A 13802-nucleotide genomic window follows, 5' to 3' on the forward strand; every position below is an offset into this window, starting at 1 on the left:
CGTGGCGCAGCTTCAGGGACTGGACTCCTTCCTCGGCTCCCGGTGGAGGCACCGGGCCCACGCCGCGGTCCTGCTCCGGCGCGCCGACGGCGCCGTGCTCGTCGTCCGTGCCGTCGGCACCGATGCCGGGGTTCCCTGGATCCTGCCCGCATCGCCCGTGCGTTCCGGCGCGACTCCGCGGGGCACGGCGGGTCGGGTCCTGTCGCGGCTCGCGCTCGAGCCGGAGCCCGGACGGCTGCTCGTCCACGAGTTCATCGGTGGACCTGCTTCGGAGGCGGGAGGTGCCGAGCACCTGGTGTACGACGCCGGGACCTGGCTGACCGACGTCGACGGCTTCACCGCGGACGGGGGACGCCTCGACGTCCGCTTCCTGGCACCGGACGCGCTGTCGCCTTCCGTCCCGCGGCCCGAGGTCACGCGCATCCTCGCGGCGCTGGACGCGCTCGAGCTCGGCGGGGTCGCCGAGCTCGAGGACGGCCGCGACGTGACGCCCCGGGAGGCGCCGGGGAACGGCGCGCCGGCGCGGAGCCTCATGCCCGAGCTGCCGGCAGGGGCTCCGGTGCCCGGGCTTCGTCGACGGGCCACCGTCCGGACGTGATGCACCCCATGGCGCGCTTTGCTTGAAGCTTCAAGTGAAATCTGCGATGATGGTGTCATCACAGAGCGGGTGGCACCCGGGAAGGCAGGACGGCGATGACCGAGCAGACGATGACGGCGGACGGCGGTGCGCGGATCGGCGCCTCCGGGGAGCGGCTCCCCGACGGGCTGGGGATGGGCGCGGTCACGCTCAAGGTGGCGGACCGGGACGGCATGACCGACTACTACGGCCGGGGGCTCGGACTGCAGGTCCTCTCCGAGGACGCCGCCGCCACGGTCCTGGGCCGAGGCCGGGAGCCTCTCGTCCGGCTGGAGCCGGGAACGGGGCTGGAACTGCCCGGGCGCGGCGAGGCCGGGCTGTTCCACACCGCCTTGCTGTTCGAGACGCAGGCGGACCTCGCGTCGACGGTGCTGAGCGCCGCCCGCTTCGATGGCAGCCTCTTCACCGGCAGCTCGGACCACCTCGTCTCGGAGGCGTTCTACTTCAACGATCCCGAAGGCAACGGGATCGAGCTCTACTGGGACCGGCCCCGCGAGGAGTGGATCCGCGAGGGGAGCGGCGTCCGGATGGACACCCTCTACCTCGACCCCAATGGATTCCTGCGCGAGCACCTCGACGAGGAGGCCGTCTCGCGGCAGGCCGACGCTGCTGCCGCGGTCGGGCACGTCCACCTGCAGGTCGGCGACACGGCGACGGCCGAGCGCTTCTACGTCGATGCGCTGGGGTTCGAGAAGACGGCCTCCTTCCACGGGCAGGCCCTGTTCGTCTCCGCCGGCGGCTACCACCACCACATGGCCATGAACGTCTGGAACAGCCGCGGCGCGGGCCCGCGCAAGGACACGCTCGGCCTCGGCGAGGTCCTCATCCAGCTGCCGGGAGCGGACGACGTCGGGGCGCTGGCCGAGCGGCTGTCCTCCGCCGGGATCCGGCACCACCACACCGGCGCCGAGCTCGTCTTCGACGACCCCTGGCGCAACCGGCTCCGCGTCGCGGTCGGCTGATCCCCGCCGCGGCGCGCCGCGGTTCGCGCGCCGCCCGGCCATCTGCCATAATGGCTGGGTACTCGATCGGCGCGGCCCCTCTCTCCGCGCGCGCATCCTGTCCCCTTGAACCCCGAAGTACGGCCCGCCCCACGGGTGCGGAAAACAGGGTTCGCCCTTTGTTGAGAACCAGGAGTGACCACAACAGTGGCCGTTAAGATTCGACTCAAGCGCTTCGGCAAGATGCGCGCCCCGTACTACCGCATCGTCATCATGGACTCCCGCGCCAAGCGCGACGGACGTGCCATCGAGGAGATCGGCAAGTACCACCCGACCGAGGAGCCCTCGTTCATCGAGGTCAACTCCGAGCGGGCCCAGTACTGGCTGTCCGTCGGCGCCCAGCCGACCGAGCAGGTCTCCGCGATCCTCAAGATCACCGGCGACTGGCAGAAGTTCAAGGGCATCGAGGGCCAGGAAGGCACCTTGAAGACCAAGGCCCCGAAGGAGGCCTTCACGGCCCCCGAGAAGGGCTCGGTCATCCTCCCCGAGGCCATCACCAAGAAGGCCGACAAGACCGAGGAAGCCCCGGCCGCAGAGGCCGAGGCCGCCGAGGCCGAGTAGCCATGCTGGCCGAGGCCCTGGAGCACCTGGTGCGCGGCATCGTCGACTCCCCGGAGGACGTCGCCGTCGCGCTGAAGGGCAACCGCCGCGGGGACATCCTGGAAGTCCGGGTCCACCCGGACGACCTCGGCCGCGTGATCGGCCGCCAGGGCCGCACGGCCAGATCGCTGCGCACCGTCGTGGCGGCCCTCTCCGAGGGCGAACCGGTCCGCGTCGACGTCGTCGACACCGACCGCCGCCGCTAGCCGGCACCGGGCGGCCCGCCCGCCCCCGTTGGTCCCACGCCGCCCGGCGTGGGACCAACGTCGTTAAACGCACTCCGCCACGCGGCGCCGCTAGGATGATCCGCGAACCCACCACGAAGGAGAGACCATGCGCCTCCAGGTCGCACGCATCGGCAAGCCCCACGGCATCCGGGGCGAAGTCACCGTCCAGGTCATGACCGATTCGCCCGCCGAGCGCTTCGTCCCCGGCGCCGTCCTCGAGGTGGAGCCGGCGTCGCCGGCCACCCTGACCGTCGAGGGCGCCCGCTGGAACAAGGACATCCTCCTGATCGCCTTCGAGGAGGTCCTCGACCGCAATGCCGCCGAGGCGTTGCGCGGCGCCAAGCTCTTCGTCGAGAGCGACGACGAGGCGGACGACGATCCCGAGGCGTGGTACGAGCACGAGCTCGTGGGACTCGAGGTCCGCGTCGACGGCCGCGCCGTCGGCAAGGTGGCCGGGCTGCGCACCATGACGGTCCAGGACCTCCTCGTGCTCGACCTCGGCGACGGTGAGGACGTCCTCGTCCCCTTCGTCGAGGCGATCGTGCCCGAGGTCGACGTCGAGGCCGGCTTCGTCGTCCTGACCCCGCCGCCGGGCCTCCTGGAACTGAACCGCGGCGACGAGGCGACGGAGCGCTGAGCGTGCGCATCGACGTCGTCAGCATCTTTCCCGAGTACCTCGACGCCCTCGGGCTGTCCCTGATCGGCAAGGCGCGGCGCGACGGGCTGCTCCGGCTGGACGTCCACGACCTGCGCGCCTTCGCCCACGACCGCCACCGGACCGTCGACGACACGCCCTACGGCGGCGGCGCCGGCATGGTCATGAAGCCCGGGCCCTGGGGCGAGGCGCTGTCCGCGATCGCCGACGCCCCGGACGCCGCCGAACGTCCCCTGCTGATCGTCCCCTCGCCGGCCGGCGCCGTCTTCAACCAGGCCATGGCGCAGGAGCTGTCCACGCGCGGGCACCTCGTGTTCGCCTGCGGCCGCTACGAGGGCATCGATGAGCGCGTCCTCGAGTGGGCCGCCGAGCGCTTCGAGGTCCGTCCGGTCAGCCTCGGCGACTACGTGCTCAACGGGGGGGAGGTGGCCGTGCTCGCCATGGTCGAGGCCGTCGGCCGGCTCGTGCCCGGCGTCGTCGGCAATCCCGAGTCGCTCGTCGAGGAGTCGCACTCCGACGGGCTGCTCGAATACCCCGTCTACACCAAGCCGCCGGTCTGGGAGGGCCGGGCCGTGCCCGAGGTGCTGCTGGGCGGAAACCACGGGAAGATCGCGCGCTTCCGGCGCAACGAGCAACTGGCCCGGACCGCGGTTCGGCGCCCCGACCTGGTCCTCGCCATCGATCCCGCGGGGCTGAACCGGCACGACCGCGACGCCCTCTGGCACGCCGGGTTCATGATCGACGACGGCCGCGTCGTGCGCCGCCCCGACGCCGGGGACACCGCGGGGTAGGGGCCGTTTGGGCGGTCCGCCCGGCTGTGGAATAATGGTGCCTTGCGCCTACTGGACCGCCTCCTGCCGCAGGGGGAGCCGGTCAACAGTCGGGCCGCTGGACCGGCGCTTCCGTCCGGAACCAGTTCAACCGCTTCGGCCGCGACGGCCGGCACCACGCTCCGCCGTGGCGCCCACGTCCGGCCGCGTCGACGGTGGAGGACCTGCGGCGTCCACCCAGGAGTAGCAGACATGCATATCCTCGATTCCCTGAACGCGGCCTCGCTGCGCAGCGACGTTCCCGCGTTCCGCCCCGGCGACACCCTCAAGGTGCACGTGAACATCGTCGAAGGCAAGAACTCCCGTATCCAGGTGTTCCAGGGCTACGTCCTGGGCCGCCAGGGCTCGGGCGTCGGCGAGACCTTCACCGTCCGCAAGGTCTCCTTCGGCGTGGGCGTGGAGCGCACCTTCCCGGTGCACTCCCCGATCATCGACAAGATCGAGGTCGTCACCAAGGGCGACGTGCGCCGCGCCAAGCTGTACTACATGCGCGACCGCCACGGCAAGGCCGCCCGCATCAAGGAGAAGCGCGACTTCGGACCGGCTGCCAAGTAGCCACGACGAATCCAGGGCCGGTCCGCCGGCCCCGCTTCGACCTGTGATCGACACACCCGGCCCCGGCGGCACGCCGCCGGGCCCCCCGAAGCGCCGGTCCCGATTCCGGGACTGGCGCTTTGTCGTGCCGGTGCTCCTGGCCGCCGCCCTCGTCGCCGTCATGGTCCGCGCCACGCTTGTGGACTTCTACTACATCGAGAGCCGCTCCATGGAGCCCACGCTCGCCCCGGGAGACGGCCTGCTCGTGGACCGCACGGCTGCGGACCGGATCGGGCGCGGCGACGTCGTCGTCTTCGACGGCCGCGGCTCGCTGCTCGCCTACAGCCGGGACAACGCCACGCAGACCGTGGCCAAGGCCCTGCGGCTGGCCGGCGACGACACGGTGTTCGTCAAGCGTGTCATCGCGGTCGGCGGCGACACCCTAAGCTGTTGTTCAGACGACGGCAGGATCCGCCTCAACGGCCAGCCGCTCGACGAGCCCTACCTCCAGCCCGGCGACGCGCCGAGCCTGACGGCCTTCGACGTCGCGGTGCCCGAAGGGCGCATCTGGGTCATGGGGGACCACCGTTCGGCGTCTGCCGATTCCCGGTCCCTGCTCGGCGCGCCGGGCGGGGGCATGGTGCCGCTGGAGCGCGTGATCGGCCGGGTCGAGAGGATCGTCTGGCCGCTCGAGCGCGCCGCACCGCTGCAGAGAGAAGAGACCGAGTGAACGCAGAAGCCGCATCCGCCCCCGACGACTCCGGGCCGGGCGGGCGTGCCCGCGACGGCGCGTGGGGATGGTTGAGGGAGATCCTCATCGTCGTCGGCATCGCGCTCGTGCTCTCGTTCGTCATCAAGACGTTTTTCTTCCGCGCCTTCTACATCCCCTCGGGTTCCATGGAGCCGACCCTCGAGGTCAACGACAGGATCTTCGTCAACCTCATGGTGCCCGGTCCGTTCGAGCTCAACCGGGGAGACGTCGTCGTGTTCCGCGACGACCTCGGCTGGCTCGGCGAGGCGCCCCAGCCGCAGGCCAACCCCCTCGGCGAGGCCCTGGTCTTCCTCGGCCTGCTCCCCGACACGGCCGACCAGCACCTCGTGAAGCGGATCATCGGGCTCCCCGGCGACGTCGTGGAGTGCTGCGACGCCGACGGCCGAATCACCGTCAACGGCACGGCCGTCGACGAGCCCTACGTGTGGCCGGGCGCCGCCCCCTCGGACCAGCCGTTCTCCGTGACCGTGCCCGAAGGGCGCCTGTGGCTCCTCGGGGACCACCGGAACGCCTCCGCCGATTCCCGCTACCACCAGGACGCCGAGGGTGGATTCGTCGCGGTCGACCAGGTGGAGGGCAAGGCCACCGTCATCGCCTGGCCGCTGAGCCGGCTCGGAACCGTCGACGACCACCACGAGGTCTTCGGCGGCGTCCCCTCGGCTGAGTCCCGGCCCGCGGGCGACGCGGAAGAATGAGCGCGGCCGCGCCCACGCTCGACGTCGAACGATCGCTCGCCACCGGCGGGCTCCGCTACGTCGCCGGGTGCGACGAGGTCGGCCGCGGCGCGCTGGCCGGCCCCGTGAGCGTCGGGATCGTCGTCGTCGACCCGTGGACGTCTCCCGTGCTCGAGGGCGTCCGGGACAGCAAGCTCCTGCGGCCCGCGGCCCGGGAGGAGCTCGTCCCGGCGATCCGTGCCTGGGCCGCCGCGTACGGCGTCGGGCACGCGAGCGCCGCGGAGATCGACGAGCTCGGCCTGGTTCCCGCCCTCGGCCTCGCAGGGCGCAGGGCGCTGTCCGCGGCCCGGGTACGCCCCGACGTCGTCCTCCTGGACGGCAACCTGGACTGGCTCGCCGGGGGCGGGCAGGGGGACCTGTTCGACGACGGTGCCGGGGCCGGCGACGTGCCGCCCGTCGCCTTGCGGGTCAAGGCGGACCTGCAGTGCCTCTCCGTCGCCGCCGCCTCGGTCCTGGCCAAGGTCGAGCGCGACGGGCTGATGGACGGGTACGACGTCGGCGAGCCCGCCTTCGGATGGGCCCGGAACAAGGGCTACGGCACGGCCGCCCACCGCGCCGCGATCCTGGCCGGGGGGCCGAGCCGGTACCACCGCCGCAGCTGGCGGCTCGGACTGCCGGATCAGGCACAATAGAGGAGGCCAACAGGAGGAACGATGAGCGCTGAAGATCTCGAGAACTACGAAACCGACATGGAGCTGCAGCTCTACCGCGAGTACCGCGACGTGGTGAACCTGTTCAGCTACGTCGTCGAAACGGAGCGGCGCTTCTACCTGGCCAACCACGTCGACCTGGTGCCGAAGTCCGCCGACGGCGAGATCTACTTCGACGTCAAGCTGCAGGACGCCTGGGTGTGGGACGTCTACCGCACCGCGCGGTTCGTGAAGAACGTCCGCATCATCACCTTCAAGGACGTCAACGTGGAGGAACTGAGCAAGTCCGAGGACCTGACGATTCCCAAGGGCGCGGGCCTCGGCTAGGCCTCCACAGGGCCGCCAGGCGGCCGCCCATCCACAAGGGCCCCGGACACGCGTCCGGGGCCCTTTCCCGTGCCCGAGACTGGTCGCGGAGGTGGAACATGGCACACAATCAACGGCTCGGGGCCCGCGGCGAGGAACTCGTCGCCCGCTACCTCGCCGACCTGGGATGCACCGTCCTGGACCGCAACTGGCGGTGCCGGGCCGGGGAACTGGACCTCGTCGTCCTCGACGGGACGGTGGTCGCGGGAGTCGAGGTGAAGACGCGGACCGGCATCGGCTACGGGCACCCTGCGGAGGCCGTGCGCGGCGACAAGCTGAGGAGGCTGCACGTCCTGGTGCGGCAATGGTGCCGAGAGCACGGGATGCGCTCCGACGCGGGCCGCGTCGACGTCGCGGCGGTCCTCGTCGAGCCGGATGGACGGCACCGGATCGACTACTACCGGGCGGTGGCGCCATGAGCCTGGGCAGGGCCTCCGCCGTCTCGCTCGTGGGGCTGAACGGCTCCATCGTGGACGTCGAGGCCGATATCGGCGGCGGACTGCCCGCCTTCATCCTGCTCGGCCTGCCCGACGCGTCGCTGGCGGAGTCCAAGGACCGGATCCGCTCAGCCGCCCGCAACAGCGGAATCGAACTCAGCCCACGCCGCATCACCGTGAACCTCGTGCCCGCGTCGCTGCCCAAGCGCGGCTCGGGCTTCGACCTCGCCATCGTCGTCGCGGCCCTCGCGGCCGCCGGCGAGGTGCGGCCGCCGCGCGACGCCGTCTTCCTCGCCGAGCTCGGCCTGGACGGCTGCCTGCGGCCCGTCCAGGGCGTGCTGCCCGCCGTCATGGCGGCCGTGGCCGCCGGCCGGAGCGACGTCGTCGTCGCCGCGGGGAACCGGGCCGAGGCCGAACTCGTCTCGGGCGCCACGGTGCACGGCTACGCGCACCTGAGCGAGGTGCTCCACGCGCTCGGTGCCGATCCGGCACGCCTCGTGCGGCACCATGCCCCGCCGGCCAATCCGGCGCCGGCCGCACCGGATCCTGGGAGCGACGGGCCGGTCAAGCCGCCTGACCTGGCCGATCTCTCCGGCCAGCACGAGGCGCGCTTCGCCCTCGAGGTCGCGGCGGCCGGGGGACACCACTTGATGATGGTGGGTCCGCCCGGGGCCGGGAAGACGATGCTCGCCGAGCGGCTTCCCGGGATCCTGCCGGAGCTCGATGACGCCGAGGCCCTCGAGACAACGGCCGTGCACTCCCTTGCCGGGGGCGCCGGGCCGCTCGAGCGGCTCATCCGCCGGCCCCCGTTCGAGAGCCCGCACCACAGCGCCACGATGGCGTCCCTCATTGGCGGCGGATCGGGACTGCCGCGCCCCGGGGCCGCCTCGAGGGCGCACCGCGGAGTCCTGTTCCTCGACGAGGCCCCCGAGTTCTCCGTCAAGGTCCTCGACGCCCTCCGCCAGCCCCTCGAATCGGGGCGGCTGACCCTGCACCGGGCCGCCGGCTCGGCGAGCTATCCCGCCCGCTTTCAGCTCGTCCTCGCGGCCAATCCCTGCCCCTGCGGGATGTCGGTGGGCAAGGGACTGCTCTGCACGTGCTCCACCCAGCAGCGCCGACGGTACTTCGGGAGGCTCTCCGGGCCGCTCCTGGACCGGATCGACCTCCAGGTGCAGGTCCCGCGGGTGACCTCGCTCGACCTGGCCGGCGGCAGCGGAGAGGACTCGTCCACCGTGGCCGGGAGGGTCGCTGAGGCGCGGAGGCTCCAGCGGGAGCGCCTGGCCGGGTTCGGCCTCAACCGGAACGCGGAGCTGGGCCGCCGGGAACTCGCCGGAGAGCTGGCCCCCGAGCGCGGCGCCGCCGCGTCGCTCGGGCGGCTCATGGACGAGGGGCGGCTGACGGCACGCGGACACGGGCGCGTGCTGCGCATCGCCTGGACCGTCGCCGACCTCCGGGGCGCAGGACGTCCCGGGACCGAGGACGTGGAGATCGCCCTGCACTTGCGGCAGGCCACCGGGGAGGCGGCATGAACGAGATCGAACGCATCAGGACGGCCCGTGCCGGACTGGCCCGCTTGTTCGAGCCCAACGACGCCACCGGGAACGCGCTGGTGAGGGCCGCCGGCCCCGTCGATGCCTACCGCCTCATCACGGGACACACGGGACAGGCCCCCGCGGCGCTTCAGCAGGCCGTCGCAGAGCTCCTGGACGGCTCCCCGCGCCAGGAGCTGCGCCTCGACCGGGGCCTGGAGCGGTGGCGGCCCCGGGCCGCCGACGCGCGGCCCGAACGGGACCTCGCCACCATGGCCCGGCTCGGCGGAGGGCTGCTCGTTCCCGAGGACGAGGCATGGCCACGGCAGCTCGACGACCTCGGCCCGGCCGCCCCGTTGGGCCTGTGGTGGAGGGGCCGGGAATTGCCGCGCCGCATCGCGGAGGCCTCCCGGTTGATGGCCGTGGTGGGAAGCCGGGACGCCACCGACTACGGCCGCCAGGTGACCGCGCAGCTGAGCGCCCAGGTGGTCTCGGCCGGCGTCACCGTCGTCTCCGGCGGGGCGTTCGGCATCGACGCGCGCGCCCACGCGGCGGCCCTCTCGGCGCCGGCGGGGACCGCATCCCCGCCGACGATCGCCGTGATGGCGGGCGGGCTGGACCGCTTCTATCCGGCCGGCAACGAGGAACTCCTGCGCGCGGTCGCCGGGGACGGCGTGCTGCTCGCCGAGGTCGCACCCGGCGCGAATCCGAACCGCTGGCGCTTCCTCCAGCGGAACCGGATCATCGCCGCGCTGTGCGGGGCCACGATCGTCGTCGAGGCGCGATGGCGCTCCGGCGCCCTGACGACCGCGCGGCGGGCCGCCGAGATCGGCCGCGAGGTCGGGGCCGTTCCGGGTTCGGTGTTCTCGAGCAACTCCGCCGGATGCCACCGCCTGCTGCGCGAGGGCGCGGCCGTCGCGGTCACCGACGCCGCGGAGGCCCTCGAACTCCTGGGGCAGGCCGGCGGCGCGCTCTCCGCTCCCGCCCGGGCGGCGGAGGACGCCCGCGACGCGCAAGCCCGCCGCCCGCACGACGGCCTCGACATCCAGGACCTCCTGCTGCTCGATGCCCTCCCCGTCCGCAGCGGCGCAAGCCCCGACAAGCTCACCGCGGTGGCGGGGCTCGGCATCGGAGCGGTCCTCGGCGGGCTGTCGCGCCTCGAGGCGCGCGGCCTGGCACGGCGGACGGAGGGCGGCTGGCAGCGCGTGCGGCCCGCGCATGGGTAGGCTCATAGCGGCCGGTCCCGAGGGGCGGCAGCGGACGGCGCGGGCCGGCGCAGGGGACCACAGGGTGCGAGGGCCGGAGGCCGTGTGGAACGGTGGCAGGGTGCCATGCGGCGTGGAGCCTTGGGATGCGCGTCGCCTCCGGGCAAGCTGGGGGAATGGACGCCACGCAGTCGAATCCGGGGGAGCGGCCCACCGCCGCGCCCGCCCTCGTGGCCGCCCTCGACGGCTTCGAACGGCACCTGCGGCTGGAACGGGGCCGGAGCGCGCATACCGTCCGCGCCTACATCGGCGACGTCCGGTCACTCATCGCGTCCGCCTCCACGCAGGGCATCGCACGCTGGGAGGACTTCGACCTGGGATTCCTGCGCTGGTGGCTCGGTGAGCAGCGCGAGTCCGGCCTCGCACGATCCACGCTGGCCCGCCGCACGGCCGCCGTCAGGACCTTCCTGGCCTGGGCCCGCCGGGAGGGCATCGTCGAGTCCAACGCCGCCGCGCGGCTCCTCGCACCCCGGGCCGAACGCGTCCTGCCCCACGTGCTCCAGCGTCCCCAAGTGGACCGCCTCCTCGAGCAGTCCGCGGATGCGCTGGAGGACGACGACGCCACGGCGACCGCCCGGCACGACCGCGACCGCGCCCTGCTCGAGCTCCTCTACGCCACCGGCCTGCGCGTCGGCGAGCTCGTGGGGATCGACCTCGACGACGTCGACCACGACCGCCGCGCCGTGCGCGTCATCGGCAAGGGGGACAAGGAGCGGACCGTGCCCTTCGGCGTTCCCGCCCTCGACGCCGTCTCGGACTGGCTGCGGCGCGGACGGCCCGTGCTCGCGAACGACCGGAGCGGGCGGGCGCTCTTCCTGGGGCTCCGCGGCGGCCGCTTGGGCCAGCGCCAGGCCCGCGACGCCGTCGCCCGGGCACTGGCCCGCCTCGGCGACACCGCCGCCTCCGGCCCCCACGCCCTGCGCCACACCGCCGCCACGCACCTGCTGGACGGCGGGGCGGACCTGCGCGCCGTCCAGGAGCTCCTCGGCCACAGCTCCCTGAACACGACCCAGCTCTACACGCACGTCTCGGTGGACAGGCTGCGCCAGAGCTACCAGCAGGCGCACCCCCGCGCCTGAGCGGAAGGCCGCACCGTGGCCTTCCGGTGCGGCCGGTGGCGCGCGGCGCCGTAATCGTGCACAATGATCCCTAGTGACACCGCTGTTCCACAGGATCCGCTTGGTCGTAGGGGAAGACGTACCAACGGCAACTGGAGGATGGCATGTCTGTACCAACGACGCGGGGCACCTTGTTCATACACTCGGCCCCTTCTGCACTGTGCCCGCATATCGAGTGGGCGATCGGTTCCGTCGTCGACGAGCGGACCGATCTGAAGTGGTCGCCGCAGTCCGCCGCGCCCGGAATGTACCGCTCCGAGATCGCCTGGGCGGGACCGCAGGGAATCGGCGCGCAGCTGGCCTCCGCCCTGCGCGGCTGGGCCCACCTCCGCTACGAGGTGACGGAGGAACCGAGCCCCGGAGCCGACGGCAGCCGCTGGTCCCATACTCCCGAGCTCGGGATCTTCCACGCCACGACGGACAGCGCCGGCAACATCATGGTCGGCGAGGACCGCATCCGCTACGCCTATGAACAGGGCTCGGGCGATCCCGCCGCCGTCTACCAGGAGCTCTCCCTGGCGCTCGGCGAGGCGTGGGACGAGGAGCTCGAGCCGTTCCGCCACGCCACCGACGGGGCTCCCGTCCGCTGGCTGCACCAGGTCGGCTAGGGCCCTCCGAATCCCGACGAGCGCCCGCCGGACCTCCAGCCGGCGGGCGCAGCCGTGCCCCGGGATACCACGGACGGTTGCGGCTGCGGCAACGGCAACAGCAACAGGGAAGGGCCGGGCGCGGAACCCTCGGGTTCCGCTCCCGGCCCTTCGCACGAGGTGCGCTGCCTAGACGCTCCGGATCGCCACGACGGCGTTGTGCCCTCCGAAGCCGAAAGAGTTGTTCAGGGCGACGACCTGGCCCGCCGGAAGCTCCCGCGGGGTTCCCGTGACGACGTCGAGCGGGATGTCGGGGTCCTGGTTCTCCAGGTTGATCGTCACCGGGGCCCGGCGCTCGTGGACCGCCAGGACCGTCAGGACCGACTCGACGGCGCCCGAGGCGCCGAGGAGGTGCCCCATCTGCGACTTCGTGGCCGAGACGGCGACATCGTCGACGCGGTTCCCGAGGGCGGCCTTCAGCGCGGTGTACTCCGGCTTGTCTCCGACGGGGGTCGACGTCGCGTGCGCGTTGACGTGGACGACGTCCTCGGGCTGGATCCGGCCGTCGAACATCGCGGCCTTCAGCGCGCGCGTCGCGCCCAGACCCTCGGGGTCCGGGGCGGTGATGTGGTAGGCGTCGGCGGTCACGGAGGTCCCGGCGAGCTCGGCGTAGATCCTGGCTCCGCGGGCCAGCGCGTGTTCCTCCGCCTCGAGGACCAGGGCACCCGCGCCTTCGCCCATGACGAAGCCGTCGCGGTCGATGTCGTACGGGCGCGAGGCGTGCTCGGGATCGTCGTTGCGCTTGGAGAGCGCCTGCATGGCGGCGAAGGAGGCGAGCGGCATCGGGTGGATGGCGGCCTCGGCGCCGCCGACCATGACCACGTCCGCCTTGCCCTCGCGGATGAGCTTGAGGCCCACGTCCATCGCCTCGGTGCCGGAAGCGCAGGCCGAGACGGGCGTGTGGGCGCCGGCACGCGCGCCGAGGTCGAGGCTGACGGCGGCGGCGGGACCGTTCGGCATCAGCATCGGAACGGTCATCGGCAGGACGCGGCGGGGCCCCTTCTCCTTGAGCGTGTCCCACGCGTCGAGGAGGGTCCAGACGCCGCCGATGCCGGTCGCGAACGCCACGGCGAAGCGGTCGTGGTCGATCTCCTCGATGCCCGAGTCCCGCCAGGCCTCGCGCGCGGCGACGACGGCGAACTGCGTCGAGGGGTCCATGCGCTTCATCTCGACGCGGCTGAGCACCTCGGAGGCGGGGGTCGAGGCCCGGGCCGCAAAGTGGACGGGCAGCTGGAATTCCTCGACCCAGGGATCCTCGAGGGTCCGGGCCCCGGAGACGCCCTTGAGCGCGTTCGCCCAGAGGGTCGGGACATCCCCGCCGATCGGCGTGGTCGCGCCGAGCCCGGTGATGACTACTTTGCGTGCCATGGGTCTTCTCTCTGTCCTGATGGAGGGTCGATCGGGGATGCTGCGACGGGCGGCCCGCCGGGGTGCGGGGGACCGCCCGTCCGACGGCGGAGAGTCCCGCCGCCGTCGCCTACCGCAGGCTAGGCCTGGGCGGAGGCGATGAAGTTGACGGCGTCGCCGACGGTCTTGAGGTTCTTGACTTCCTCGTCGGGGATCTTGACGTCGAACTTCTCCTCGGCGTTGACGACGATCGTCATCATCGAGATGGAGTCGATGTCGAGGTCGTCGGTGAAGGACTTGTCCAGCTCGACCGCCTCGGTGGCAAGGCCGGTCTCTTCGTTGACGATCTCGGCCAGGCCGGCCAGGATTTCTTCGTTGCTAGCCATGGTGGCTCCCTTTCTCTTGTGCCGGGGCTGTCCCGACGTGTGTTCCGCCGCGCGGGCGACGGGGATC

At 72.6% G+C, this 13802-nt stretch carries 18 protein-coding genes; 16 read left to right on the forward strand and 2 right to left on the reverse strand.

What is annotated here, in order from left to right; translation table 11 throughout:
- Nucleotide 1 precedes the first annotated feature (1 nt).
- The 16 genes from ACQ3I4_RS04505 (at nt 2) to ACQ3I4_RS04580 (ending at nt 11963) form a co-directional block, all read left to right on the forward strand.
- Entirely contained in the window at nt 2–598 is a 597-nt protein-coding gene (locus tag ACQ3I4_RS04505) for a hypothetical protein (protein WP_329860792.1), read from the forward strand.
- A 95-nt stretch (nt 599–693) separates the two neighbouring features.
- Nucleotides 694–1599 carry a VOC family protein gene (locus ACQ3I4_RS04510; protein WP_430632933.1) on the forward strand — a complete coding sequence of 302 codons (906 nt, stop codon included), beginning with the start codon at nt 694–696 and terminating at the stop codon, nt 1597–1599.
- 186 nt (nt 1600–1785) lie between these two features.
- A complete protein-coding gene (gene rpsP, locus ACQ3I4_RS04515; protein ID WP_430632934.1) occupies nt 1786–2199 on the forward strand; it encodes a 30S ribosomal protein S16 in 414 nt (137 codons plus the stop codon).
- A 2-nt stretch (nt 2200–2201) separates the two neighbouring features.
- Nucleotides 2202–2444, forward strand: coding sequence for an RNA-binding protein (locus ACQ3I4_RS04520; protein WP_329860788.1), 243 nt, complete (start codon nt 2202–2204; stop codon nt 2442–2444).
- A gap of 127 nt (nt 2445–2571) precedes the next feature.
- Nucleotides 2572–3102 carry a ribosome maturation factor RimM gene (rimM, locus tag ACQ3I4_RS04525; protein ID WP_329860787.1) on the forward strand — a complete coding sequence of 177 codons (531 nt, stop codon included), beginning with the start codon at nt 2572–2574 and terminating at the stop codon, nt 3100–3102.
- 2 nt (nt 3103–3104) lie between these two features.
- Entirely contained in the window at nt 3105–3911 is an 807-nt protein-coding gene (gene trmD / locus ACQ3I4_RS04530; protein ID WP_430632935.1) for a tRNA (guanosine(37)-N1)-methyltransferase TrmD, read from the forward strand.
- Nucleotides 3912–4142: 231 nt separating this feature from the next.
- Entirely contained in the window at nt 4143–4505 is a 363-nt protein-coding gene (gene rplS / locus ACQ3I4_RS04535) for a 50S ribosomal protein L19 (RefSeq protein WP_329860784.1), read from the forward strand.
- A 124-nt stretch (nt 4506–4629) separates the two neighbouring features.
- A complete protein-coding gene (gene lepB / locus ACQ3I4_RS04540) occupies nt 4630–5214 on the forward strand; it encodes a signal peptidase I (protein WP_329860783.1) in 585 nt (194 codons plus the stop codon).
- On the forward strand, nt 5211–5951 hold the full coding sequence (gene lepB / locus ACQ3I4_RS04545; RefSeq protein ID WP_430632936.1) for a signal peptidase I: 741 nt from the start codon (nt 5211–5213) through the stop codon (nt 5949–5951). Before lepB (ACQ3I4_RS04540) ends, lepB (ACQ3I4_RS04545) begins: the two co-directional genes overlap by 4 nt.
- A complete protein-coding gene (locus ACQ3I4_RS04550) occupies nt 5948–6622 on the forward strand; it encodes a ribonuclease HII (RefSeq protein WP_430632937.1) in 675 nt (224 codons plus the stop codon). The genes lepB (ACQ3I4_RS04545) and ACQ3I4_RS04550 overlap by 4 nt, the downstream gene beginning before the upstream one ends.
- 21 nt (nt 6623–6643) lie before the next feature.
- Entirely contained in the window at nt 6644–6967 is a 324-nt protein-coding gene (locus ACQ3I4_RS04555) for a DUF2469 domain-containing protein (protein ID WP_329860779.1), read from the forward strand.
- Nucleotides 6968–7065: 98 nt separating this feature from the next.
- A complete protein-coding gene (locus ACQ3I4_RS04560; protein ID WP_430632938.1) occupies nt 7066–7425 on the forward strand; it encodes a YraN family protein in 360 nt (119 codons plus the stop codon).
- Complete coding sequence (locus tag ACQ3I4_RS04565; RefSeq protein WP_430632939.1) at nt 7422–8972, forward strand: YifB family Mg chelatase-like AAA ATPase; 1551 nt, start codon at nt 7422–7424, stop codon at nt 8970–8972. Before ACQ3I4_RS04560 ends, ACQ3I4_RS04565 begins: the two co-directional genes overlap by 4 nt.
- Complete coding sequence (gene dprA, locus ACQ3I4_RS04570) at nt 8969–10198, forward strand: DNA-processing protein DprA (protein WP_430632940.1); 1230 nt, start codon at nt 8969–8971, stop codon at nt 10196–10198. The genes ACQ3I4_RS04565 and dprA overlap by 4 nt, the downstream gene beginning before the upstream one ends.
- A 155-nt stretch (nt 10199–10353) precedes the next feature.
- Nucleotides 10354–11316, forward strand: coding sequence for a tyrosine recombinase XerC (locus ACQ3I4_RS04575; RefSeq protein WP_430632941.1), 963 nt, complete (start codon nt 10354–10356; stop codon nt 11314–11316).
- Between the two features lie 143 nt (nt 11317–11459).
- Complete coding sequence (locus ACQ3I4_RS04580; RefSeq protein WP_329860773.1) at nt 11460–11963, forward strand: DUF3145 domain-containing protein; 504 nt, start codon at nt 11460–11462, stop codon at nt 11961–11963.
- A 168-nt stretch (nt 11964–12131) separates the two neighbouring features.
- On the opposite strand, the gene fabF is transcribed toward ACQ3I4_RS04580, so the two are convergent.
- On the reverse strand, nt 12132–13370 hold the full coding sequence (gene fabF, locus ACQ3I4_RS04585) for a beta-ketoacyl-ACP synthase II (protein ID WP_430632942.1): 1239 nt from the start codon (nt 13368–13370) through the stop codon (nt 12132–12134).
- A 119-nt stretch (nt 13371–13489) separates the two neighbouring features.
- A complete protein-coding gene (locus ACQ3I4_RS04590) occupies nt 13490–13735 on the reverse strand; it encodes an acyl carrier protein (RefSeq protein ID WP_329860770.1) in 246 nt (81 codons plus the stop codon).
- Between the last annotated feature and the right edge of the window lie 67 nt (nt 13736–13802).

The organism is Zafaria sp. Z1313 (assembly GCF_050563205.1).
Classification (GTDB): domain Bacteria; phylum Actinomycetota; class Actinomycetes; order Actinomycetales; family Micrococcaceae; genus JAZDCJ01.